Origin of the sequence: Ensifer sp. M14, from assembly GCF_003355565.1 — a bacterium.
GTDB lineage: Bacteria > Pseudomonadota > Alphaproteobacteria > Rhizobiales > Rhizobiaceae > Ensifer.
In genome coordinates this window covers 405,522-427,481 of sequence record NZ_QJNR01000007.1, presented here as the reverse complement: position 1 = coordinate 427,481, position 21,960 = coordinate 405,522, and the positions used below count along the sequence as shown (strand labels likewise).

Here is a 21,960-nt window from a genome sequence, read left to right as displayed (position 1 = left end):
ACTCAGTGACGCCATGGCGGCGCCACCTCTCCCAAATCAACCCTACAACGTTGCAGTCGTTACATTCTCGGGCCGGCTCCCCCCGCCCCGAGATCTGGAACCCTTACTCGCCGTAAGGGATCCAGATGTTCTTCACGTCGGTCGCGCGGCGCAGATAGGCTTGCCCTTCTGCCGCCGAGCGATCGAACCAATCGGTCGCCTTGCCGTAGTCGACGAAGGTCCGCTTCAGATTGCCAGCCGAAAGCCTCTCAACCATTGTCGAAAGCTCCTGCGTGCCGAAGGCCCACAGCGCGTCAACGTCGTTGTGGCTTGCGAGCGTCTTTGCCAGTTCCATCGCCGAGCCCGTGACGATGTTGATGACACCGGCCGGAACGTCCGACGTTTCGAGGATCGAGTAGAAGTCGGTTGCCGCCAGCGGATGCTGCTCGCTCGGTACCGCCACGACGCGGTTACCGGTGGCAATCAACGGCGCCACCAGGCTGATGAAGCCGAGCAACGGCGCTTCCGTCGGGCAGATAACGCCGACGACACCGATCGCTTCGGGCATCGCGAGCGCTACGCCGCGCAGCGGCGGCTGATGGACCGCGCCTTCGTACTTGTCGGCCCAGGCGCCGTAGGTGAAGAGCCTGGATATCGAAGCCTCGACCTCTGCCTTCGCGTTGGCTGCGGATGCGCCGGTCATCGCGACGATGCGGTCTGCAAACTCATCAAGCCGGCCGCTGAGGTTCTCGGCGATGTAGTAGAGGATCTGCGCCCGATTGTGCGATGTCGCCGACGCCCAGCCGGAAGCCGCGTGTGCGGCAACCACGGCGTTGCGGATATCCTTGCGGTTGCCTTCACCGACTTCGCCGATGACTTTGCCCTTGGGCGAAAGCACGGGACGCGAATAGTTGCCATCCGGACGGGCTTGCTTGCCGCCGATGAAAAGCTTGGCGGTGCGATCGAGCGACGGAGCCGAGAAATCGCCGGACGCCTGCTTCAACACCGGTTCTGCCGACGCTGCGCGCAGCTTGCGACCGACCCAAGCCTTAGGCTTCAGATACTCATAGCAACCTTCACGGCCGCCCTCGCGGCCGAAGCCGGATTCGCGCTTGCCACCGAAGCCAGCCGCCGCATCGAAGAGATTGGTGGCATTGACCCAGACGACACCGGCCGCGAGCTTGGCGGCAACGTTAAGCGCCAGACCGATCGTTTCGCTCCACACACTTGCAGCCAGACCATAGCGCGAATGGTTGGCAAGCTGGATCGCCTCTTCCGGTGTGCGGAAGGTCATCGACACGGCGACGGGTCCGAAGATTTCTTCGGTCGCGACGATCGACGTCGGCTGAACATTGGTCAGCAATGTCGGCGGATAGAAGCTGCCGCCCTTCGGCAACTCGATCTTGGGCTGGTGGAGCTTCGCGCCTTCGGCGACACCCTTGGCGACCAGGCTCTCGATGCGCTGCAACTGCACCGGTGCGACGATCGCCGCCATGTCGATCGCCTTGTCGAGCGGATGGCCGACACGCAGGGTCTGCATGCGCCGCGTCAGACGATCGTAGAAGAGCGGAGCGATGCCTTCCTGAACCAGAAGCCGGGAACCGGCGCAGCAGACCTGGCCCTGGTTGAACCAGATAGCATCCACCACACCTTCAACGGCGCCATCGATATCGGCATCATCGAAGACGATGAAAGGCGACTTGCCGCCGAGTTCGAGCGTCAGCGACTTGCCGGTGCCTGCCGTCTTTTCGCGGATCAGGCGGCCGACTTCCGTCGAGCCGGTAAAGGCGATCTTGTCGATGTCAGAATGCTCGACGATCAATGCACCGGTTTCACCCTCGCCGGTCACGACGTTGAGCACGCCCGGCGGCAGTCCGGCGGCAGCGGCAAGTTCGGCAAACAGCAACGCTGTCAGCGGCGTGAACTCGGCCGGCTTGAGGATGACGGTGTTGCCGAGCGCCAGGGCCGGAGCGACCTTCCAGGCGAGCATCAGGAACGGGAAATTCCAGGGGATGACCTGGCCGACGACGCCGACCGGAACCTGATCGGCAAACTCGGTTTCCTGCAGCTGCGCCCAGCCTGCATGGTGGTAGAAATGACGCGCGGCCAGCGGAATGTCGATGTCGCGTGTTTCGCGGATCGGCTTGCCGTTGTCGATGGCCTCGACCACCGCGATCAGGCGCGCATGGCGCTGGATCATGCGGGCAAGCGCATAGAGGTGGCGGGCGCGGGCATGGCCCGGCAGCTTGGACCAGGGGCCTTGCGCCTTGCGTGCCGCAGCGACCGCGTCATCCACGTCCTTGGCGCTGCCAAGGGCGACCTTCGCCAGCAGCGCACCGGTCGCCGGCTCATGGCTCTCGAAGGTCTTGCCGGACGACGGCGCAACAAACGCGCCGTTGATGAAGTGGCCGAACGTGCCCTTGTGGCGCGCCAGCCACTGGCGGGCTTCGGTGTCGGCTTCCGGTGCGGGACCATAGGACATTTCGTCAAAATACCTTGCGACTGTCATCGGGATCATCCAATCGGGTGTCGGTTGAGGGCCGAATAGGCGCCGGTCACGTGATGTTCCAGCTGGCGCTCGATATCCCCCAGCAGGCTCGATGCGCCGATACGGAACAGATCCGGCTCCAGCCACTCGCGACCGAGTTCGTCCTTCATCAGGAATTGATAGTTGAGGATATCCTTGGCGGCCGAAATGCCGCCAGCAGGCTTGTAGCCGACCTTGATGCCGGTGCGCTCCTGATAGGCGCGGATCATGCGCAGCATCACCAGCGTCACCAAGAGGGTGGCGTTGACACCCTCCTTGCCGGTGGATGTCTTTATGAAATCGGCGCCCGCCATCATGCAGACGAGTGACGCGCGCGCAACGTTGCGCAGCGTCTTCAGATCGCCGGTCGCCAGGATCGCCTTGACATGCGCATCGCCGCAAGCGGCGCGGAAGTCGCGCATCTCGTCATAGAGAGCCTGCCAGTTGCCGGTCAGCACATGCTCGCGGGTGATGACGATATCGATTTCCTTGGCGCCGTCGGCAACCGAGGCCTCGATCTCGCGTAGTTTGACATCATGCGGAATGAGACCGGCGGGAAAGCCGGTGGAGACGGCAGCAACCGGAATGCCTGAGCCATCGAGTGCCTCGACCGCGGTCGAAACGAAACGGTGGTAAACGCAGACGGCGCCGGTGGTGATGCCGCGGCTGCCCATGCCAATCGCATCGAGGATGTCCTGGCGCACCGGCTGGCGCGCCTTGGCGCAGAGACGCTTGACGCGCTCTGCCGTATCGTCGCCATTGAGCGTCGTCAGATCGATGCAGGTCACGGCCTTCAAAAGCCACGCGGCCTGCGCGTCCTTTTTCACCGTCCGGCGGCCAGGCAGCGTCGCCACGCGCCGTTCGGCAGCCGACAGATTGACGCGCTGATCGACCACCCAGCCGAGATCGAGTTCCGTGCCATCATTGCGCGGCCAGTTGTGACTCGAGGCCGCAGGTGCCACGGCCTTCGCGGTCACATTCTTCACAGCAAGGTCTTCCAAGCGATTGCTCCTCGAACTCCCTGACATCGCAGCACGATACCACGGCTGTTATCCGCGTCGGCGGCGATTCTCATTTTGTTATTTTTCTATCGTATTTTTGTTATCATTCCATCAGATGTGCAAAGTGTCAAGCGCCACAATCGCGTTTCGATGGAATCCTGTCATTTTCTCGGCGAAGCGTCAGATCGCCGGAAAGAGGGTGTCGCCGTCTTCGGTGATCACCGAGCGAAAGACGTTCATCGGCGCAAAGAACGCCGGCTTCAGCTTGCCGATCTTGCTCAGGTCGACAACGAGGTGGCTTTCGCGCGCCAGCGAAATCACCTTCTGCTTCACCGCCACTTCGTGAAAATGCACGCAGGTTGCACCACGTCCGGGGTCCACACCTGCGGCGGAAAGAAAGGCGACATTGATCCCCAGCGAATCGAGCGTTTCTAGGCCAGAATTGCCAGAAAACGACGCCGACGCCGGATGGTAGACACCGCCGAGCATGACGATGCGGACATTGGGCTTTCGCGTCAGCCTGTCAGCCACATTCAGCGAATAACATACTGCAGTAATTGAATAATTCTCAGGAATGAGATCGACCAGATATTCGAGCGTCGTACCGCAATCGATAAAGATGGTTTCGTCCGGACGGATGTGCTGGGCCGCATGCACACAGGCTTCGCGCTTTGCCGCAGCATGACTGTCGGCCTCACGCGCCAACTCATACGGCATATCGCCATCCATCTCGCCCGCCGGCACGATATGGCCCCCCAGGAAGGTGAATTGCCCCGGATTGTCGGCGACGTCGCGCCGAACGGTCATCTCGGAGACCCCGAGCAAGGCTGCGGCATCGCGTAGATGAAGAACGCGGCGGCCCGAGAGAGCGTCGGCGAGTTGGATGATGCGGGATGTCTTGCGGCTGGCCATGATCGTTCCGTCTGTCCGGTCGTTCGCGCCAACACATCGCAACTAGGATGGCCGAACAATATTTGTGATAATTATCACAAAGTGTCGCTATTGGGCAAGCAACTTCACACGGCCCGGCGAAAGCAGACGACGGAGACTGCAACGCAAGCCTCCGTCGTCCAAATCTTCACGTTGAGAACGCCAAGGGCGGCAGATCCATTGCCCGCCGCCGCTATTCGTCCGGCTAATTGCCGATCGGCGCCGTGCGTGCCGCCAGCCAGGCAGCCGTCGCGGGATCGAGCACATCTTGCATGGTCTTGGCAACGCGCCAATGATAGGCGTCGATCCACTGCCTCTCGGTTTCGCTCAGAAGCCTGATATCTGCGAGCCGCAGATCGATCGGCACCAGCGTCAGGCTGCGAAAGCTCATGAAGCCGTCGCCGTCATCGATCACTTCCACCTGGTTCTCGATGCGGATGCCGTATTCTCCGGCCTTGTAGTAGCCGGGCTCGATGGTCGTCACCATGCCCGGCCGCAATTCGATCTCGTTGACGCGGCGGTCGAAGCGCTGGGGCTGCTCGTGCACCGACAGGAAATGACCGACACCGTGACCGGTGCCATGATCGTAGTCGAGCCCAAGGTCCCAAAGCGGCCGGCGCGCAAAGGCGTCGAGGTGATGGCCGTAAGTCCCTTTCGGAAATTTGAGCGAGGCCATGGAAATCAGCCCCTTGAGGACTGCTGTATAGGCGCGGCGGATCTCATTGTTGACCGGCCCGATTGCCGTCGTGCGCGTCGCATCCGTCGTTCCGGTAAAATACTGGCCACCGGAATCGAGCAGATAGATGCCACGTGAGGTGATTGGTGCATTGCTCTTCGTGCTGGCCGCATAATGGCACATGGCAGCATGGCCGCCGGCAGCCGAGATCGAACGAAAACTCGGCTCAACGAAGGTTTCTTCCATCAGGCGGAAGGTGAGGATACGATCCTCCGCCTCCAGCTCGGTTACCGGACGCCCTTCCTCCTCCCGCTCGGCCGCATTGGACTCCAGCCAGGCGAAGAACCGGATCCACGCGGCGCCGTCATGGCGATGGCAATCACGGAAGCCCTCAAGTTCGACAGGGTTCTTCAGCATCTTGGCAAGCGTGATCGGGCTGCGCAGAAGACGAACATTGCCGCCGGCTTCACGCGTCGCGTGGGCAACTGCCGAAGGGGCGAAGCCGGGATCGACGAGCGCCACCCGCCCGGCGGTCGCGGTACGGACCCGATCGAGCAGCATATCCGGCTCGGACATCGCCACGCCTTCAAGTTCGAAGTTCGAGAGATCGTTCGGCAGTTTGCGGTGATCAACCAGCCATTCGACCCGGCCCTCCCTGTCGGCAATCATGAAGGACTGCGGCATCGGGTTGAAAGCGACGTCACGGCCGCGGACGTTCAGGAACCAGGCGATGTTATCGGGCTGCGCCTCGATCAGGACGTCAGCGCCCTGCTCTTCCAGCATCTGGCCGATGCGGCGCTTCTTGTCGGCGACGCTTTCGCCGGCATAGTCGCGTGACAGAGCAATCACATTGCCAAGCGGGCGTTCGGGCTGGTCCGACCAGATCGCATCGACCAGATCATCCGTCACCGCAATCCAGTCTGCTCCGGCTGCTGCGACGGATTGGCCGCAGTCGGCATCCCAGGTGGACGGCAGCAGCATCGAGTTGAAGCCGACGCGTTCGCCCTTGCGCAGGTTCTTCCGCAGCCAGTCCTTCAGCGGTGCATCGTAGAAATGCTCGATGGCGAAGCAGTCGATATCGATCTCTTCGCGTACCTGAACCTGATAGCGGCCATCGACGAAGATCGCCGCGCGGTCGCGCATGACGATCGCGACGCCTGCCGAACCGGTGAAGCCGGTGACGAAGCCGAGCCTGTTGTCGTGGGGCGCACAATACTCGCCTTGATGCTCGTCGAACCGCGGGATGACGTAGCCGTCCAGCCCCTGTTCGTCGAATTTATGGCGCAGGGCCTCTACCCGGCTGGAAATGTCCGGCCTGTCTTTCGATGTCATGTGGTCTTTCCCTATTGGATAATGGTCTTCACGCGCCGCCGATCGCCTCGGCGAAGTGACAGGCGGCCATGCCGTTGCCGACAGGCCGGAGCGCCGGCTTTGCCCGACGACAGAGCTCGGTGGCGTGCGGGCAGCGGACGTGGAAAGGGCAGCCTGGCGGAATGTCCAGCGGGCTCGGCAACTCACCGGAGAGCGCCGGCGCCCTGCGTCGCGCCGTCGGATCGAGCGAGGGGGCTGCGGCCAGCAAGGCTTGCGAATAGGGGTGCATCGGCTTGGAAAACAGCGCCTCCGAAGGACCGACCTCGACGATAGCACCGAGATAAATCACCGCCACACGATGAGAGACATGCCGCACCAGCCTGAGGTCATGGGCAACGAACAGCACCGTCAGTCCAAGGTTGTCCTGTAGCTCCAGCAGCAGGTTGACGACCTGCGCCTGGACGGAAACGTCGAGCGCGGACACCAGCTCGTCGGCAACAAGGCAGGTCGGCTCCAGCGAAAGTGCCCGCGCGATTCCGATGCGCTGCCGCTGGCCGCCGGAAAATTCGTGCGGATACTTGTCGGCGGCACCATCCGGCAATCGCACCAGATCGAGCAGTTCATCGACGCGGCGATCGATGCCGGCGCCCTCGCGCATGCGATGGACCGTGATCGCTTCCCGTAGCGTGTCGCGCACCGTCATGCGCGGATTGAGCGAGGTGTAGGGATCCTGGAACATCATCTGGACGCGCTTGTTATAGCCGCGTCGCCTGGCGCCCTTGAGGTCGATGACACTTTCGCCCTCGAAGCGGATATCGCCCGATGTCGGCCGGTTGAGGCCGGCGATGCAGCGCGCGAGCGTCGACTTGCCGCAACCGGACTCGCCGACGATCCCCAGCGTTTCGGCCGGCATCACGTCGAGATTGACGCCATTCAAGGCAGAGACGACCTGCCGCGGCCGACCGGCGAGCGTGTCGGACAAAGAGCGGCGCTTCTCGAAGCGCATGAAGAGATCGCGAATGGAAAGCAGCGGCGTGGCTGTCTGTTGTACTGACTCAATCATTGCGCCGCCTCCCGAACGCTGAAATGTGCGAGGGCTTCCTCGCGGTGGTGGCAGGCGACCTGACGGAGCTGCCCAGTGGCTGCCAGACCAGGACGAACATCGCGGCATTCCGGCCCGGCCACGGGACAGCGCGCCGTAAATGCACAGCCGGCTGGCAATGCGTTGAGCGACGGCGGCGCGCCGGGGATGGAATAGAGCGGCGTGCGCGGTGGAACGTCGCGCGGAATGGAGCGCAGCAGCCCGAGGGAATAGGGATGCCGGGCATCGCCGATGACATCGGCCGTCGGTCCGGTCTCGCAGAGCCGGCCGCCATACATGACTGCCACCCGGTCGCAAGTCTCCGCCACCACGCCCATGTCGTGGGTGACGAGGATCACGGCCATGCCGAGGTCGCGGCTGAGCGCTTGGATGAGCCGCAGGATCTGGTCCTGGATGGTGACGTCAAGCGCCGTCGTCGGCTCATCGGCGAGCAGCAGTTGCGGATTGGAGGCAAGGGCTATGGCGATCATCACCCGTTGCCGCATGCCGCCGGAAAATTCGTGCGGATAGTCCCCGAGCCGGTTGCGCGCGGCTGGAATGCCGACCATGTCGAGCAGTTCGATCGCGCGCGCCTTTCTGGCTTTCCCATCCAGATCGGTATGGGCGGCGAGGTTTTCCGATATCTGCAAGCCAACGGTCAGCAACGGGTTCAGCGACGACATCGGTTCCTGAAAGATCATCGCGATCTCGCGTCCGCGCACACGCCTCAGCGCTCCCTCATCGAGCGGCACGAGGTCCCGCCCCTTCCAGAAGATCTCGCCCAGGACGCGACCGCGCGGGCGCACGATGCCGAGGATAGAACGCAGCGTGATGCTCTTGCCCGAGCCGGATTCACCGACAAGCCCGAGGATCTCCCCTGCCTTCACCTGAAAGGAGACACCGTCGACCGCGACCAGGGGACGTTCGGCCAGGCCGAACTCGGTGCGAAGGCGCCTGACGTCCAGAACCGTTTCTTTCTCGAGTTGGTTCATGTCAGCGCCCTTTCGGTCGGAGCAGGTCGGCGAGCGCGTCGCCGACGAGGCTGAAGCCAAGGCCGGTGAGCACGATGGCAATGCCCGGCATCAGGCTCATCCACCACGCCGTCAGCAGAAAGTTGCGGCCTTCTGCGATCAGCACGCCCCATTCGGCGGCCGGCGGCTGCGCACCCAGCCCGAGATAGCCGAGCGACGAGCCGAGAAGGATGGCGAGCGCCATGTCGGTCATCCAGTAGACGATGATCGGCGAGATCGCGTTGGGGAGCAGATGCCGGAAGATGATGCGCCGGTCGGAATAGCCAAGCACTCGGCCGGCCGCAGCGTAATCATTGGCCTTTTGCGCCATGATCTCGGCCCGCGTCAGACGGGCGTAATAGACCCAGTTCACCGCCGTGATCGCCACATACATGTTGACGAGGCCAGGCCCGAGAACGGCGACAATGGCGATGACCAGGACGAGGAACGGAAAGGTGATGATCGCATCGACGCAGCGACCGAAGATGGTGTCGGCGATACCGCCGTAATAGCCGACGAAAGCGCCGACCGTAACGCCGATCAGCAATGCGAAGATGGTAGCGAAGAACGCCATCTGCATGTCGACGCGATAGGCCCAGATAACACGCGAGAGCACGTCACGGCCGAAATTGTCGGTACCGAACGGGTGGGCAAGGCTCGGCCCCTGCTGGATCGCGCTCAGGTCGAATGCGAGCGGATCGTAGGGCGCGAGCACCCCAGGGAACAAGGCCAGCGCAATAGACAGGGCGAGGATGGCGAAGCCGATAATGAACGACGGCCGCGAGAAGGCCCGGCCAAGGAAGGCGCGCAGACGACCCGCCTTGCGGATGGGAGATTGCACGACCATGCTCATGATTGACGAAGCCTCGGGTCAAGCCAGGATTGCACGATGTCCGTCAGCAGGAAGACGACGGAAACGATGACAGCGAAGGTGAGCGTCAACCCCTGGATCAGCGGGTAATCCCGCGCGAAGATGGCCTCCAGCATCAGCCGGCCGACGCCCGGCACCGCAAAGACGGTCTCGGTGACCAGCGTTCCGCTCATCAGGTTGCCGATGGAAAGACCAAGCAGCGTCACGGTCGAGACCAGCGCGTTGCGCAGCACGTGCCGCGTCATGACGATGCGTCGCGAAAGGCCCTTGGCGCGGGCAAACTGCACGTAGTCGGCGTCGAGAACCTCGATCAGAGAAGCCCTGAGATTGCGCAGGATGATGGCCGACGTGTAGAGCGCGACGCTGAGCGCCGGCAGGATCAGGTGGTGAAGGTTGTCGAGAAAGCCCGTGCCGTAGCCGCCAACTGGAAACCACCGCAGCTGCGCCGCAAGCACCGTCAATAGCACCAGACCGATATAGAAGACCGGCATGGACAGGCCGACCTGGAAGACGCTGCGGATTGCGACATCAACGGGACGATTGACCCGCGAGGCGGCAAGGAAGGCCAGCGGACCGGCAAGACAGATCGCCAGCAGCACGGAATAGAGCGCCAGGAAGATCGTGGTCGGCAGCCGCGCGAGGATGATCTCGGTGACCGGAGCCTTCAGCATGATCGAGCGTCCGAGATCGCCGGTCAGCGTATTCTTCACAAAGACGAGGAACTGGATCGGCAGCGGCTGATCGAGACCGAGATTGTGGCGGATCTGCTCAAGCTGCGCGTCCGTGGCCTTGGCTTCGGCCATGGCGATCGCGGGGTCGCCCGGCAGCAGACGGACAAGCAGGAAGATGAAGATCATGACCAGAAGAAAGGTCGGAATGATCTGCAGCAACCGCGCCAGAAGATAGGATAACGAGGGCATGGATTGAACCTTGTGAGCGATGCCGGGCAGCGCTTGCCGCCCGGCATCGGGAAATCAGGCTGTCGTCACTTTGCCCGCCAGGCCTCGGCGAAATCGTTCGCACCGAGCGGCGTCTGCACATAGCCCTCGATCGACTTCGAGACAGCGACGGCAAAGGGCGTTTCGAACAGGAAGAGCAGCGGCGCGTCCGCGGCATAGATCTCCTGCATCTTCTTGTATTCATCCTTGCGCTTGGCCGGATCGACTTCGACATTGGACGCTTCGAACAGCGTGTTGAATTCCGCGTTGTTCCAGCCGGTGCCGACGGCCTGGCGCTGCTTGTAGTAGCCGAGCCAGCCGGTGACCTGCGCCGGGTCGTTGACGTCGTTCGCCCAGCCATAGGTGTGGATGTCGAAGTCGCCAGAGCGGTTCTTCTCGCCGCGCGTCGGATTGTCGACCTGTTCGACCTTGAGGTTGACGCCGAGCGGCGACCACATCTGCTGCAGGGCCGTGAACAGGGTCGCGTCATCGGCGCTGCCGGCAAGCGTCGTGAACTTCACCTCGAAACCGCCGCCAAGGCCCGCCTCGTCGAGCAGCTGCTTGGCCTTTTCCGGATTGTAGGGATAGAGCGGCTCGGGGCCGTAATGAAGCTGGGTTGCCGCCGACATCAGCGAGGTCATCGGCTTGCCGGTATCGAACGTGACGAGCTTGATCAGTATGTTCTTGTCGGTCGCGTAGTTCAGCGCCTGTCGCACTTTGACGTCGGCAAGCGGGTTCTTGGAGCCGTCCTTGAGGGTCTCGCGCGTATTGATTGGCGCGTAGACGATGCGGGTCGATGGAAAGAGTTCCATCTTCAGCGCAGGATCGGCGCCAAGCTCGCCGACGCGCGCAAAGGGAATGAACTCGGCCGCATCGACTTCGCCGGCCTGAAGCTTGAGGATGCGGGTGGCGTCGTCTGGAATGATGACGAAATCGACCTGGTCGAGATAGGGCAGCGGCTTCCCATCCGTGCCGGGGCGCCAGTAATTCGGATTGCGCTCGAAGGTCATGCTGGAGCCCTGCACGCGGCTCTTCATCGTGAATGGACCTGATGTCACCGGGCCCGCCTCGAAGAAGGCGCGCGCCTTTTCCGGGTCGTTGGCGCCGGCCGCCTTCTCGAAGGCTGCCTTGGGCATGATGCCGGTATTGAAGGTCGCGAGGATCGAGACGATAGTCGGATCCGGGTTCTTGAGCGTCAGCGTCACCTGGTTGCCGTCGGCGGAAGCCTTGTCGACGGCACCAAGCAGGCCGGCCCAGGGGCCAAGCTCGGGATTGCGGGCCCGGTCGAGAGAGAACACCACGTCGGCACCGGTCAGCGCCGAGCCGTCGGAGAATTTCAGGCCGTCGCGCAGCTTGAGCTTGATCGAAAGCCCGTCGGCCGCAACATCATAGCCTTCGGCCAGCCCCGGCAAGATCGAACCGTCAGGGCCGTTGCGCAGCAGCGTTTCGTAGAGGCCCGTCACCATCCAGAGATCCGGATTGCGATCGGCATAGACCGGATCAATGACGGTGGAATCGTCATAGCGCGCAAAGGTCATCGCGCCGCCACGCTCGATGGCGAGCGCCGACGTGGCCGCGGCCAGCCCAAGGGCTGCACCCATTAAGATCGGCAACAAACGTTTCATCTCTCACTCCTCCTGTTTGATCGACCGGTCAACGCCGGCGCGACGCCCTGCATCAATTGGATATTGGATCCAATTTTTCCGAACGTTTTCCTTTGCGTCCGGATTACTACGCATGCATTGTTGTTGTTCCCCTTTTTAAGGCGGTCAGCGACGGGGTTGATCCGCTTGCATAACCGACTTTAGCTGGACTAAAGTACAACGACAGACGCGAGTCAAGCGGAAAGAAAATCATGCCTCTCGATACCGATGAGGCGCCAGCGGCAGACGCCGGCGCCCCCCTCAGCGACATGCCTGCGGCCACCACGATCGGCCAGATGCTGCGCGCTCGGCGCAAGGCGATCGGCAAGACGATGAAGCAGGTCGCGCGCGAAGCCGGGCTGACCGAAGGCTTCATCAGCCAGATCGAAAGAGGCATTTCGACCCCTTCATTGATCTCGCTCTACAACGTCGCCAACGCGCTCGGCACCAGCGTCGATACCTTCCTGTCGCAACCGCCGCAGCACGCCCATTCCATGGTGTCGCATGCCGGCGAACGCCGCGGGTACAATGTCGAGACCAAGGAGCGTGTCTATGAGCTGCTCGAACGTGGCTTTCCCGGCGCCCAGCTCAATGGCTGCATCACCCATATGCCGGTCGGCTACGCCTCGGAACTCACCAGCCACGAGGGCGAGGATTTCCTCTATCTGATCGAAGGCGAAATGCTCTACGAGATCGACGGCAAGGAATATATGCTGAAGGCTGGCGACACCTTGCACTTCCCCTCGTCGCTACCGCACCGCGCCCGCAACATCGGCGCGGGGCCGGCCCGTGAACTCTGGGTCGGCACCACGCGCATCATTGCGGAATAGCAACCAGCCGGAGCCTATTGCTTACGCGGCCAGGTGTCGGCCAGGCGGTAACCCGCCGGCCACGGATCGGCAGGATCGAGCATCACCTGATGCGTACCCGTGACCCAGGCCCGGCCGGAAATCTCGGGAATGATCGCCGGACGTCCGCCGACGGTCGCCTCTGCGACGATGCGGCAATCGAAGGTCGAATCGATGATCGAGTGGCCGACGAAACGCTGCCCCACCTTCATCTGCCCTCGGGCGTGCAGCACGGCCATGCGCGCCGAGCAACCCGTGCCTGTCGGCGATCGGTCGAGCTTGGCGGGCTGGATCACCACCGTGTTGCGACCGTGCAGGACGCCGTCGCGTTCCTCGACCGGCAGCGTCAACTGACAGAACGAGATATGCGCCCATTCCGGGTTTTCCGGATGCGTGAAGCCGAGCTGTTCATTGGCCGCACGGGTGATCTTGATGCCGGTTTCGGCCAGTTCACGCGCCTCGTCCGGCGTCACCGAAAAGCCGAGCGTGCGCGCGTCGGTGATGACGAAGCTGTCGCCGCCATAGGCTGTATCGACGGTCAGCGTACCGAGCCCTTCCACTTCGAGCTTGGCGTCGAGCTTGCCGGCAAAGGACGGCACATTGGTGACCGTGATGCGCTCCGCCTTGCCATTGCGGCAGGTTGCAACGACATCGACCAATCCACCGGGCGCCTCCAGCACCATTCTCGTCTCCGGCTCCTGCATCGGCACGATGCCGCTGTCGAGCAGCACGGTCGAGACGCAGATCGAGTTGGAACCCGACATCGGCGGCGTATCTTCCGGCTCCATGATGATGAAGCCCATCGTCGCGCGCGGATCCTTCGGCGGCACCAGCAGGTTGATGTGGCGGAAGACGCCACCGCGCGGTTCGTTGAGCACGAAATTGCGCAGCGTCTGATCCTCGGCGATGAAGCGTCGCTGCTCCCAGAGCGTCTTGCCCGGCGGTGGCGCCACGCCGCCGACGATGACATCGCCGACTTCACCTTCCGCATGGCAGGAAACAATATGAATGACCTTGCTGCTGCGCATTTTTCGCCTCCACGCGATGCATGCGGACCGCATCCACATGCTCTGCCTTAATATCTGTACATCGACACGCGGGAGAAGGCTCTCTCGCGGCGACCGAGGGCCGCCACAGCCGACGCGCCAACAGTCTTAGAAAGATTGGATCCAATATACAATGTGAAATATACGAAATTTTTGCATTGGCCCCGGCCTGCTGAAAGCAACAAACTCTGCCGCACGGCAAACTTTTCTGCTGCAAAGCGAACGCTCAAATGGCCCAACGGGCAAACCGGCGCCCAAACAGCCGCAATCGTTGGGTTTTTGTCGAACCCGCGATTACGAGCCGAAATGCCGACCGGATTGACATGCCGAGGGCACCGGGAGCATTTCCGATCGACCTATCCGGCGGCCATAACGAGTTCGAGGCTGTCGGCTGGAGTAACCAGTCATTGAGTAGATCCAATGCCGAAGGCCACGCACCGACCAATCTGAAGATCGACCAAGGCCTTCTGCAATGAAGCTCGGCGTCATTTCCGCGACTAGCGTGCTGCCCTCAGACGAACACCAGACGTCAGGTGCAATATTCACGCTTCCTTAGAAATTGAGGCCTAACTCCTTTCACGGTTCCAGCAACTGTTTCGAGCGTCTCCTTTGCAGACCCGAGCACCCCCTGACCAGACACATGCCATGCCAGCATCAGGTTGGCTGCTCGTAGGAATGCCCCCTCCCCAACCTATTTGGAATTGAACTGATGACGGCTCCCGGCGAAGTGAAAGTGAGTGTGGACACCGTCCTCCTGACCCTAAAGGACGAGCGGCTGCATGTGGCGCTGGCACCGCTAGAGGGAGAAACCGGCGCCCTTGCTCTCTTAGGCAGACTTTTAGACGGCGACGCAGACATCGACCTGGAAACAGTCGTTGAGCGTACGCTACTCGCCAACACTGGCCTCAACGACGTGTACTTCGAGCAACTATTCACGTTTTCCGGCCGGGATACCAACAGGCGTGAGCCACGATGGCCGTCCATCAGCGTGGCGTACATAGCGCTGGTTTCCCACCCCAAACTGGCCGCCTCCCAGCCAGGTGCAGATGGCCTAGTGTTGGTGTCCGTGGACGACGTTCCGGTACTGCCATTCGATCACAACCGAATAATCGACGTCGCCGTCTCGCGCCTTCGCAGCAAGGGAGCATGGTCGATCCTGCCAGCCTACTTGTTGGACGAGGAATTCACGATCTCGCAGTTGAACCGGGTGTATTCAACGGTGACTTCAACCTACTCGTTCGGCCAGAATTTTCGGAGGAAGGTCATCGAAAACGACTTGCTTTCTTCGACCGGTTTTAAAAGCGCACCTGGTGCCACCAAGAGGACCGAACATTTCCGAATTCGGCCGGGCGCGAGCACGATCAACACCAAAATATGAAACACCTCCCAGCCCGGTGACAGGCATCAACGGGTGATCCTCGCACTCGATTGATTTCGTGAGGGAATAAGGCGCGCCCGGACTTTGAGCGACGCAACGCTTCTCCCATGTACGCTAACAATTCAAAATTCGAATTACTGTATCTCAAGACCTCGCTTGCGAAGCCATGATCTGAATAAATCGCCAGAAAGCCGTGGAACATGACGAGGGAAAAACGCGACCTTGTCACTTGCAATGGCCAACTTCATCATCCGTGTGTTGAGGAGACACGCAGAAGATGACGAACACGCACGACCACTATCACCCATACCGCTTCCAGCGCATTGCGCAGGCCCTAACGCACCGCGTCTCGCCATCACAGGACCGATCCGCTGATAATGAAGTTGCGGCGACCGGATACGAGGGGGTGCAGTCGCTCGAGTTCAACGCGCGCCTGCATGACTATAGTCTTCTGATCCAGGCGCGAAAGGCATGGTTCGACCATGGGCGGCAGATCGTCGATATGTCGGCGATCCTGGCCCCGCTAGCCGGCGCCACTGACATATCGACTTCCGAGCTCCCTCCCCTCCGCATTCCTGAGTCATTTTATGTACACTTCGGAAAAGAGGCCGAAATTTACACTGCTGACAACGCTCACTTTGTTGACGGCGTATACTTCATGCACTCCAGGCAACAAGGCGTACCGGGATATCGGTACATCATGGTCTGTGGCTGCGATGGCCTGAAGATTGACGAGCTTGACGCTGGGGAGCTGCTTCGCATCCAAACTACGATTGCCATTGGATTTGCGTCAGCCACTCAATCCTTTCGCGCTGGCTCGCAAACGCTTTTCGGAGATCCTCTTGTCTGTGACGACGATCTAATGGAAGCGATCCTCCAGCGGGTTGAACTGAGTTTGGCTTATTCAGCGAACGTCGGAATGCCGATAGACATTGAGAAGGAAGTTCATCTCGCAGCGGCAGCGCCTCTCGGCCCACGGCATTAAGTCCTCAGGTCCGGGAGCGCCGACGTAAAAGGCCGGAGACAGCAAGACCGCGTAGCCACAGAGAATGACTCAGCACGACACCACGAAATTCGCTGGGGGCGATTCGGTACCGGGTCAACCGTAACCACAGGTGGCGAGGTGGTGTGCTTGTAGCCGGCGGGTTCGAGCAAAGCTAGTAAGAACGAATACAGGAGTACTCTCATGAACGAAGGCACTTTCAGCCTCGATTTCGTGCTCGACTCTATGCGGGCCGATGAAGAGCGCGGCGCGTATCCGCAGTTGGCGGTTCACATCGAGCTATACGAAAAGTTGATACTTGAAGAAGGAAATGACGAGCTGAAAGCGGCCTACCTTGCGCTCAAAGCCCGTATTGCTGCGGGTTTTGAATATGAGAGAAAGCACGGCAAATGGAGCCTACTGAAATCGGACCATCCGTTGACGCTAAAACTCCGGCAAGTGAACTCTCGAGAATATCTCAGGTACCAGGCGGCTTTGAGAAGGCCGGCTGAATAATGTTTCTTTCCGCCTGGATGTGGGCCTCCGCATCGGCGACCACATTTGCGACCTCGTCACGGTTGCATCTCTTTAAGAACCCGGGGCCGCCCACTAGGATAAAAAGAAACCTCCGGCCTCGGCATGCCGCAATTGCAAAGATTCCCGGTGGGCACCTGAGCCCGGTAACAGGACCATAGGAATCCGGGACATTGCTTCCGTCGTACTCCAACTTCTCGAAGAGATCTTGGTCATCCGGAGCTTCTTGCGTGTAGGGGAGCTCAACGATTTGAAAGAACTCCCCATCATGCCATACGTTGACGACGCTCGGCTCAACGGCTTTGGCTGAGATGGTGATCCGCTACGTCTGCCGTCGACTTCTGGAGCCTGAACATGACCCTCAACGCCATCGCTACCATCGCCATTGCCCATCACCGCCACGCTGCGGTGTTGGCTGTCAGCGTCTTGGGCGGGGGCTTGGAAATACGCCCGAACTTCCTCCGGATCGCGGAGGGGTTCAGCCGTGGCGAAACCCGAAGACACACCCAAGGGCCAGCATTTCCTACTCTCGCCAGAGTGCCGAACGCTGACGGTGCTCGATCTCGCCAAGATGCGGGACACGACCGCCTACAACTGGTTTAAGCGCCTGCGTTGGCATGAGACTGAGGGCGAGCCTTATTGCCCGAAGTGCGGAACATTGCGGTGCCACACGATGAGTCGCAACCGCTTCAAGTGCACCGAGAAGCAAGGCCGTATTCAGCGTCACCTCAGGCACCGTCTTCCATGCACGCAAGCTGAGCTTCAAGAAGATGCTCATTGCCATCTGGTTCTCGTCGAACTCGGTGAAAGGCAAGGCGGCGCTCCAGCTCTCGCGCGAGATCGGGGTCCAATACAAGACGGCCTGGGTCCTCCTCATGAAGCTGCGTGAAGCGATCACATGGCGCAGGGAGGAGATGAGGCTCGATGGCGAGTTCGAGATTGACGGCAAGTACGCTGGCGGCCACATCCGTCCTGAAAACAAGGCCGAGGATCGCATCGACCGCCGCCTGAAGAAATACCAAAACATGAAGCGTCTGTGCGCCCTTGCGATCCGCCAGCGCGGGCTGGGAGGCCAGACGTTTACTCGGATCATCCGAGATGAAGACAGCAATGCAGCCTGGGCGGCTGTCCGTGTTGCGGGAGACAACGGTCTTTGCGGACGAGCATGGCAGTTATAACGACCTGGCTGGCCTGAACAAGCTGGAGCGCGTCAACCACTCAAAGGCCTATCAGACCGACGATGGCACGAACACCAATCAGGTCGAGAGTTTCTTCTCGCGGGTCCAACGGGCCTATGTCGGCATCCACCATCGGTTTTCGTTGAAGTACTTCGACTGGTACGTGGCCGAGCTCGCTTGGCGCGAGGATTGCCGCCAGGTGAGCAATCGCAGCCATACGTTCCAGGTGCTTGGCAAGGCACTGTCTCGCCCGACGTCACGCTATCTGTGCGGATACTGGCAGGGCAACAAGCCGCCCGACCTGATCTGGGTAGGCTAAGCGGCGACCTCCCACAGAACCTTACGACCGTCGAACTGGCCGGACTGCCGAACGCGTCCCGCAGTCGTCAGTTGGGTAAGGACCGCCGACAGGCGGTGTGCGATGTCTGAGAGATTGGCTGGCTCGCTCGCGATGCCGATCTTGGCTGCAAACTTCGCTGCGCAGTCGGTCACCGAAATCGGTTCCCCTGCCTCGCGCAGGACCTCCAAGACGGCTTGGCGCTTGTTTACGCCGTTCATTGGCCGCTTTCACCTCGGACGACGACGGCTTGGCCTTTCGGGAGCGGTTACCCTGTTCAGGTCCCGTCAGCGCCGATCCCTGATAGTCGGGCTCGTAGCTCAGGATGACGCGGTCCAGCGCTCTCATCAGTTCCTGAATGTCTACCCGCTCCCTTTCAAGCTGCTGCAGCCTGTCAATCAAGGCGGCTCGCTTCTGCTTCAACTCGTACGCTACACTCATTCGAGGCTCCGTTTTCACCGGAAACCAAGGTAGTCGGGATGCCATTTCAGGTCTGGTGGTTTTTGCTACCTAATGCCGCTCATTTCAGCCGGTGGAAATTCCCGCTAGCCTTAGTAAACAATAAGGAGGCGGTCATGGGAACGCAGGGTTTGCATAGAGTCGTATGCGTTGGTGATCATATGTCGGCGGTATTGGCGGCCGCGACAAAGGGGGATGTCGGCATGGCAAGGAAAATGCTTGATCGAGACTTCGATCTCGACCATGCGGAGGCCGCCAGCAAGGAAGCCTTGAGCAAGCTGACGGCATATCTCGAGCTCGCTGAGGACCTCGAACGCACATATGGCCATGGCGCGCTGCTGGAAATTGCCGATCCGATTGTCGCCTCACTCATTGGACGCAATTGTTTCAGCGAGGAAAAACTCAGCGCCGCGCGGCAATTCAAAAAAGCCGGGGACGTTCTAGAGACCGAACCCATCCAAAAGCTTCTGGGCGAGGTATCTCGCATTCTCGAGGGTCGCCGCGTCCGCAACGAATTCGAACTTCGGCTTTGAGCCAGTGGAGAAGATCAGGAATTCAGGACTTTCGCTTAGCATTTGGACGATCACGAACCCTTCCACGTAATCCACCGCTTCGTTCTCGTATCCTACATCCTTCCGAGGAAATCCCTGAATCGGTTCAGCGTTCAAGGCTGCATATTCACCATTGCCAGGTCGCAATTTGTCTTCGATCTTCTGAAGTGCGCTACGTATGACTGTTGACGTCAAAAAGGACAGTGCGGCTATGGATCGAGTTGAGATTGTCGACACGGGTCGGCGTCGTCGATTTAGCAAAGAGATGAAGCTCCAGATTGTCGCCGAGAGCTATTCGGAACCTGGCTTGTGTGCGACGACGGCGCGGCGACATGGAATATCGCGTTCTCAGTTATATGAATGGCGCCGGCTCGCACGAGTGTGGCAACTGGATGTTGGGTCTCCTGTCGGTGGCTTTGTCCCGGCGCTACTTGTGCCAGAGGTAGAGCCAGCAGCAGGGTCATTGCCGAACGCCAGCCGGATGGAGGTTGTCAGCGCGAATGGTCGCCGTGTGATTGTGGACCGCGATGTCGACGTTGAAGCGCTGCTCCGGATCCTGCGCGGACTGGAGGCGCTGCGGTGAATCCGTTTCCGATGGGAACAGGGGTCAAGGTCTGGCTTTCGACGGGGTATACGGACATGCGCTGTGGCTTTCCCTCCCTGGCGCTTCGGGTGCAGGAGGTGCTGAAGCATGATCCGTTGTCAGGGCATCTCTTCGTCTTCAGGGGGCGCAGATCGGATATATTGAAGATCATCTGGCATGATGGTCTGGGCGCCTGCCTTTTTACGCGGCGCCTGGAGAAGGGCCGGTTTATCTGGCCGAATATGGAGGGCGGCGCGGTAGCGATCTCACCGGCGCAATTATCTTATTTGTTGTCCGGGATCGACTGGCGCAATCCGCAGGAAACCTGGCGTCCGACACGGGTCGGATAGCATTATTGCATTGAAAATATTGAGTGAATCTGATCGGATGGCTTCATGACTTCGAAGCCTGTGGATCTTCCTGCGGACCTTGCGAACGCCTATCTGGCGCTGCTTTCCGAGCGCGAGATGTTACAGGCTGAACGCGACGTCGTTGTCGCCGAGCGCGATACCGTCGTCGCCGAGCGGGACATGGCAGTGGCGCAAGCCGCCAATGCGCAGGCCATGCTGTCGGACAGTGAGGCCTTGATTGCCAGTCTGGAACTGGCGATCGAAAAGCTGAAGCGGGAACTGCGCGGCCGGCGATCCGAGCGCACGGCGCGCCTGATCGACCAGATGGAATTGCAGCTCGAAGAACTGGTGATGGCGGCGACGGAAGATGAAGCCGCAGCGCAGGCGGCTGCCGCCAAGACCTCGAGCGTGCGGTCGTTCACGCGCAAACGGCCGGTCCGAAAGCCGTGGCCGGAGGATATCGAGCGTGAGCGCGTGGTGATCGATCCCCCAGTCACCTGTGCATGCTGCGGCGGGTCGCGCCTGTCGAAACTGGGCGAGGACGTCACTGAGACGCTCGAGGAGGTTCCGCGCCGGTTCAAAGTGATCGAGACGGTGCGGGAGAAATTTACCTGCCGAGACTGCGAGGCGATCAGCCAGCCGCCGGCGCCGTTCCATGCCACGCCACGCGGCTTCATCGGTCCTCATCTGCTGGCGACGATCCTCTTTGACAAGTTTGGTATGCATAGCCCCCTCAACCGCCAGAGCACCCGGTTCAAATGTGAGGGCATCGAGCTTTCGACCTCGACGCTGGCCGACCAGGTCGGGTATGGCACAGCCGCGCTCCTGCCGATCTTTGATCTGATCGAGGCGCATGTCTTCGCGGCCGAGCGCCTTTTTGGCGACGACACCACCATTCCCATCCAGGCCAAAGACAAATGCACGACCGGGCGAATATGGACGTACGTGTGCGATGATCGACCCTACGGCGGCGCGGCAGCGCCGGCGGCCATATACTATGCGTCGAGCGACCGCCGCGGCGAGCACCCGCAGAAGCACCTGGCCGAGTATGGCGGTATTCTGCAGAGTGATTGTTACAATGGCTTCGAGCCGCTCAGTGTCGCCGAAAAGAAAGCGGTACCGATCACCTTCGCCTTTTGTCATGCGCACGCGCGGCGCAAATTCTTTGAACTGGCCGACATCCAGAAAAGTGCCCGTAACCGCAAACGCAAAGGAAAGCCGATCTCGCCGATCGCATTGGAGGCCGTCCAACGCTACGACGCGCTGTTCGAGATCGAGCGCCAGATCAATGGATTGAGCGCCGAAGAACGACTGGCCGCGCGGCAGGAAAAGAGCAAGCCGCTGTTCGATGACATGCACGAGTGGCTGAAACGGGAGCGCGCCACGCTCAGCAAATCGTCCGAGGTGATCGAGCCGATCGATTACATGCTGAAGCGCTGGGATGGGTTTGCCCGTTTCCTGGAAGATGGCCGGATTTGTCTCACGAACAATGCCGCCGAGCGCGCGCTGAGAGGAATTGCGCTCGGGCGCCGCAACTGGACCTTCGCCGGTTCCCAGCGTGGGGCCGATCGAGCCGCCATCATGCTCTCCGTGATCACGACTTGCCGTCTCAACGACGTCGACCCAAAAGCGTGGCTCGCCGATGTGTTCGCTCGCATCGCCGATCTTCCCGTCTCCCGCCTGCACGAACTGCTGCCTTGTTGGGGTGGACGGCTCCCCACGGCATCGCAATGTGCCAGAATGAGTT

General features: G+C 60.9%; 19 protein-coding genes and 1 pseudogene. 9 read left to right on the top strand and 11 right to left on the bottom strand.

Annotated features, from left to right (window positions below):
- Positions 1–103: 103 nt before the first annotated feature.
- From BLJAPNOD_RS23695 to BLJAPNOD_RS23655, 9 genes are all read right to left on the bottom strand, one after another.
- Entirely contained in the window at positions 104–2,488 is a 2,385-nt protein-coding gene (locus BLJAPNOD_RS23695; protein ID WP_115421684.1) for an aldehyde dehydrogenase family protein, read from the bottom strand.
- Positions 2,489–2,493: 5 nt separating this feature from the next.
- Positions 2,494–3,507 (bottom strand): deoxyribose-phosphate aldolase, encoded by a 1,014-nt coding sequence (deoC, locus tag BLJAPNOD_RS23690; RefSeq protein ID WP_077501857.1) that lies wholly within the window; start codon positions 3,505–3,507, stop codon positions 2,494–2,496.
- Between the two features lie 180 nt (positions 3,508–3,687).
- On the bottom strand, positions 3,688–4,419 hold the full coding sequence (locus tag BLJAPNOD_RS23685; RefSeq protein WP_077501858.1) for a DeoR family transcriptional regulator: 732 nt from the start codon (positions 4,417–4,419) through the stop codon (positions 3,688–3,690).
- A gap of 223 nt (positions 4,420–4,642) precedes the next feature.
- Positions 4,643–6,445: an aminopeptidase P family protein gene (locus BLJAPNOD_RS23680; protein ID WP_115421683.1), complete on the bottom strand. Its 1,803-nt coding sequence runs from the start codon at positions 6,443–6,445 to the stop codon at positions 4,643–4,645.
- Positions 6,446–6,473: 28 nt separating this feature from the next.
- A complete protein-coding gene (locus tag BLJAPNOD_RS23675; protein ID WP_115421682.1) occupies positions 6,474–7,487 on the bottom strand; it encodes an oligopeptide/dipeptide ABC transporter ATP-binding protein in 1,014 nt (337 codons plus the stop codon).
- On the bottom strand, positions 7,484–8,497 hold the full coding sequence (locus BLJAPNOD_RS23670) for an ABC transporter ATP-binding protein (RefSeq protein ID WP_077501864.1): 1,014 nt from the start codon (positions 8,495–8,497) through the stop codon (positions 7,484–7,486). Before BLJAPNOD_RS23670 ends, BLJAPNOD_RS23675 begins: the two co-directional genes overlap by 4 nt.
- Before the next feature lies 1 nt (position 8,498).
- Positions 8,499–9,368, bottom strand: a complete 870-nt coding sequence (locus BLJAPNOD_RS23665; RefSeq protein ID WP_077501866.1) for an ABC transporter permease — start codon at positions 9,366–9,368, stop codon at positions 8,499–8,501.
- Positions 9,365–10,306 carry an ABC transporter permease gene (locus BLJAPNOD_RS23660; protein WP_077501868.1) on the bottom strand — a complete coding sequence of 314 codons (942 nt, stop codon included), beginning with the start codon at positions 10,304–10,306 and terminating at the stop codon, positions 9,365–9,367. Before BLJAPNOD_RS23660 ends, BLJAPNOD_RS23665 begins: the two co-directional genes overlap by 4 nt.
- Positions 10,307–10,371: 65 nt before the next feature.
- The gene (locus tag BLJAPNOD_RS23655) at positions 10,372–11,949 is read right to left on the bottom strand and encodes an ABC transporter substrate-binding protein (protein WP_115421681.1); all 1,578 of its coding nucleotides are present in this window, start codon (positions 11,947–11,949) and stop codon (positions 10,372–10,374) included.
- 230 nt (positions 11,950–12,179) lie between these two features.
- On the opposite strand from BLJAPNOD_RS23655, the gene BLJAPNOD_RS23650 reads away from it, so the two are divergent.
- Positions 12,180–12,797: a cupin domain-containing protein gene (locus tag BLJAPNOD_RS23650; RefSeq protein WP_077501872.1), complete on the top strand. Its 618-nt coding sequence runs from the start codon at positions 12,180–12,182 to the stop codon at positions 12,795–12,797.
- 14 nt (positions 12,798–12,811) lie between these two features.
- Here the strand turns inward: BLJAPNOD_RS23650 and BLJAPNOD_RS23645 are convergent, their stop codons facing one another.
- The gene (locus BLJAPNOD_RS23645; RefSeq protein ID WP_077501874.1) at positions 12,812–13,843 is read right to left on the bottom strand and encodes a proline racemase family protein; all 1,032 of its coding nucleotides are present in this window, start codon (positions 13,841–13,843) and stop codon (positions 12,812–12,814) included.
- A gap of 727 nt (positions 13,844–14,570) precedes the next feature.
- Here BLJAPNOD_RS23645 and BLJAPNOD_RS23635 point away from each other — a divergent pair.
- The 4 genes and pseudogenes from BLJAPNOD_RS23635 to BLJAPNOD_RS36105 all read left to right on the top strand — a co-directional run bounded on the left by BLJAPNOD_RS23635 (position 14,571) and on the right by BLJAPNOD_RS36105 (position 18,252).
- Positions 14,571–15,239 (top strand): NUDIX hydrolase, encoded by a 669-nt coding sequence (locus tag BLJAPNOD_RS23635; RefSeq protein WP_115421679.1) that lies wholly within the window; start codon positions 14,571–14,573, stop codon positions 15,237–15,239.
- A gap of 277 nt (positions 15,240–15,516) precedes the next feature.
- Positions 15,517–16,224: a hypothetical protein gene (locus tag BLJAPNOD_RS23630; protein WP_115421678.1), complete on the top strand. Its 708-nt coding sequence runs from the start codon at positions 15,517–15,519 to the stop codon at positions 16,222–16,224.
- Between the two features lie 201 nt (positions 16,225–16,425).
- A complete protein-coding gene (locus tag BLJAPNOD_RS23625; protein WP_115421677.1) occupies positions 16,426–16,737 on the top strand; it encodes a hypothetical protein in 312 nt (103 codons plus the stop codon).
- A gap of 788 nt (positions 16,738–17,525) precedes the next feature.
- Positions 17,526–18,252: pseudogene (locus BLJAPNOD_RS36105) on the top strand (IS1595 family transposase).
- On the opposite strand, the gene BLJAPNOD_RS23605 reads toward BLJAPNOD_RS36105, so the two are convergent.
- Positions 18,249–18,491 (bottom strand): hypothetical protein, encoded by a 243-nt coding sequence (locus tag BLJAPNOD_RS23605; protein WP_115421673.1) that lies wholly within the window; start codon positions 18,489–18,491, stop codon positions 18,249–18,251. The pseudogene BLJAPNOD_RS36105 and the gene BLJAPNOD_RS23605 sit on opposite strands and share 4 nt — an antisense overlap.
- Positions 18,492–18,845: 354 nt before the next feature.
- On the opposite strand from BLJAPNOD_RS23605, the gene BLJAPNOD_RS23600 reads away from it, so the two are divergent.
- The 4 genes from BLJAPNOD_RS23600 to BLJAPNOD_RS23585 all read left to right on the top strand — a co-directional run.
- Complete coding sequence (locus BLJAPNOD_RS23600) at positions 18,846–19,262, top strand: hypothetical protein (RefSeq protein WP_147294577.1); 417 nt, start codon at positions 18,846–18,848, stop codon at positions 19,260–19,262.
- Between the two features lie 196 nt (positions 19,263–19,458).
- Positions 19,459–19,863, top strand: a complete 405-nt coding sequence (locus tag BLJAPNOD_RS23595) for a transposase (protein WP_115421671.1) — start codon at positions 19,459–19,461, stop codon at positions 19,861–19,863.
- An 11-nt stretch (positions 19,864–19,874) separates the two neighbouring features.
- Positions 19,875–20,213, top strand: coding sequence for an IS66 family insertion sequence element accessory protein TnpB (gene tnpB / locus BLJAPNOD_RS23590; protein WP_080579326.1), 339 nt, complete (start codon positions 19,875–19,877; stop codon positions 20,211–20,213).
- A gap of 45 nt (positions 20,214–20,258) precedes the next feature.
- A partial coding sequence (locus tag BLJAPNOD_RS23585; protein ID WP_115421670.1) for an IS66 family transposase occupies positions 20,259–21,960 on the top strand: 1,702 nt, incomplete at its 3' end.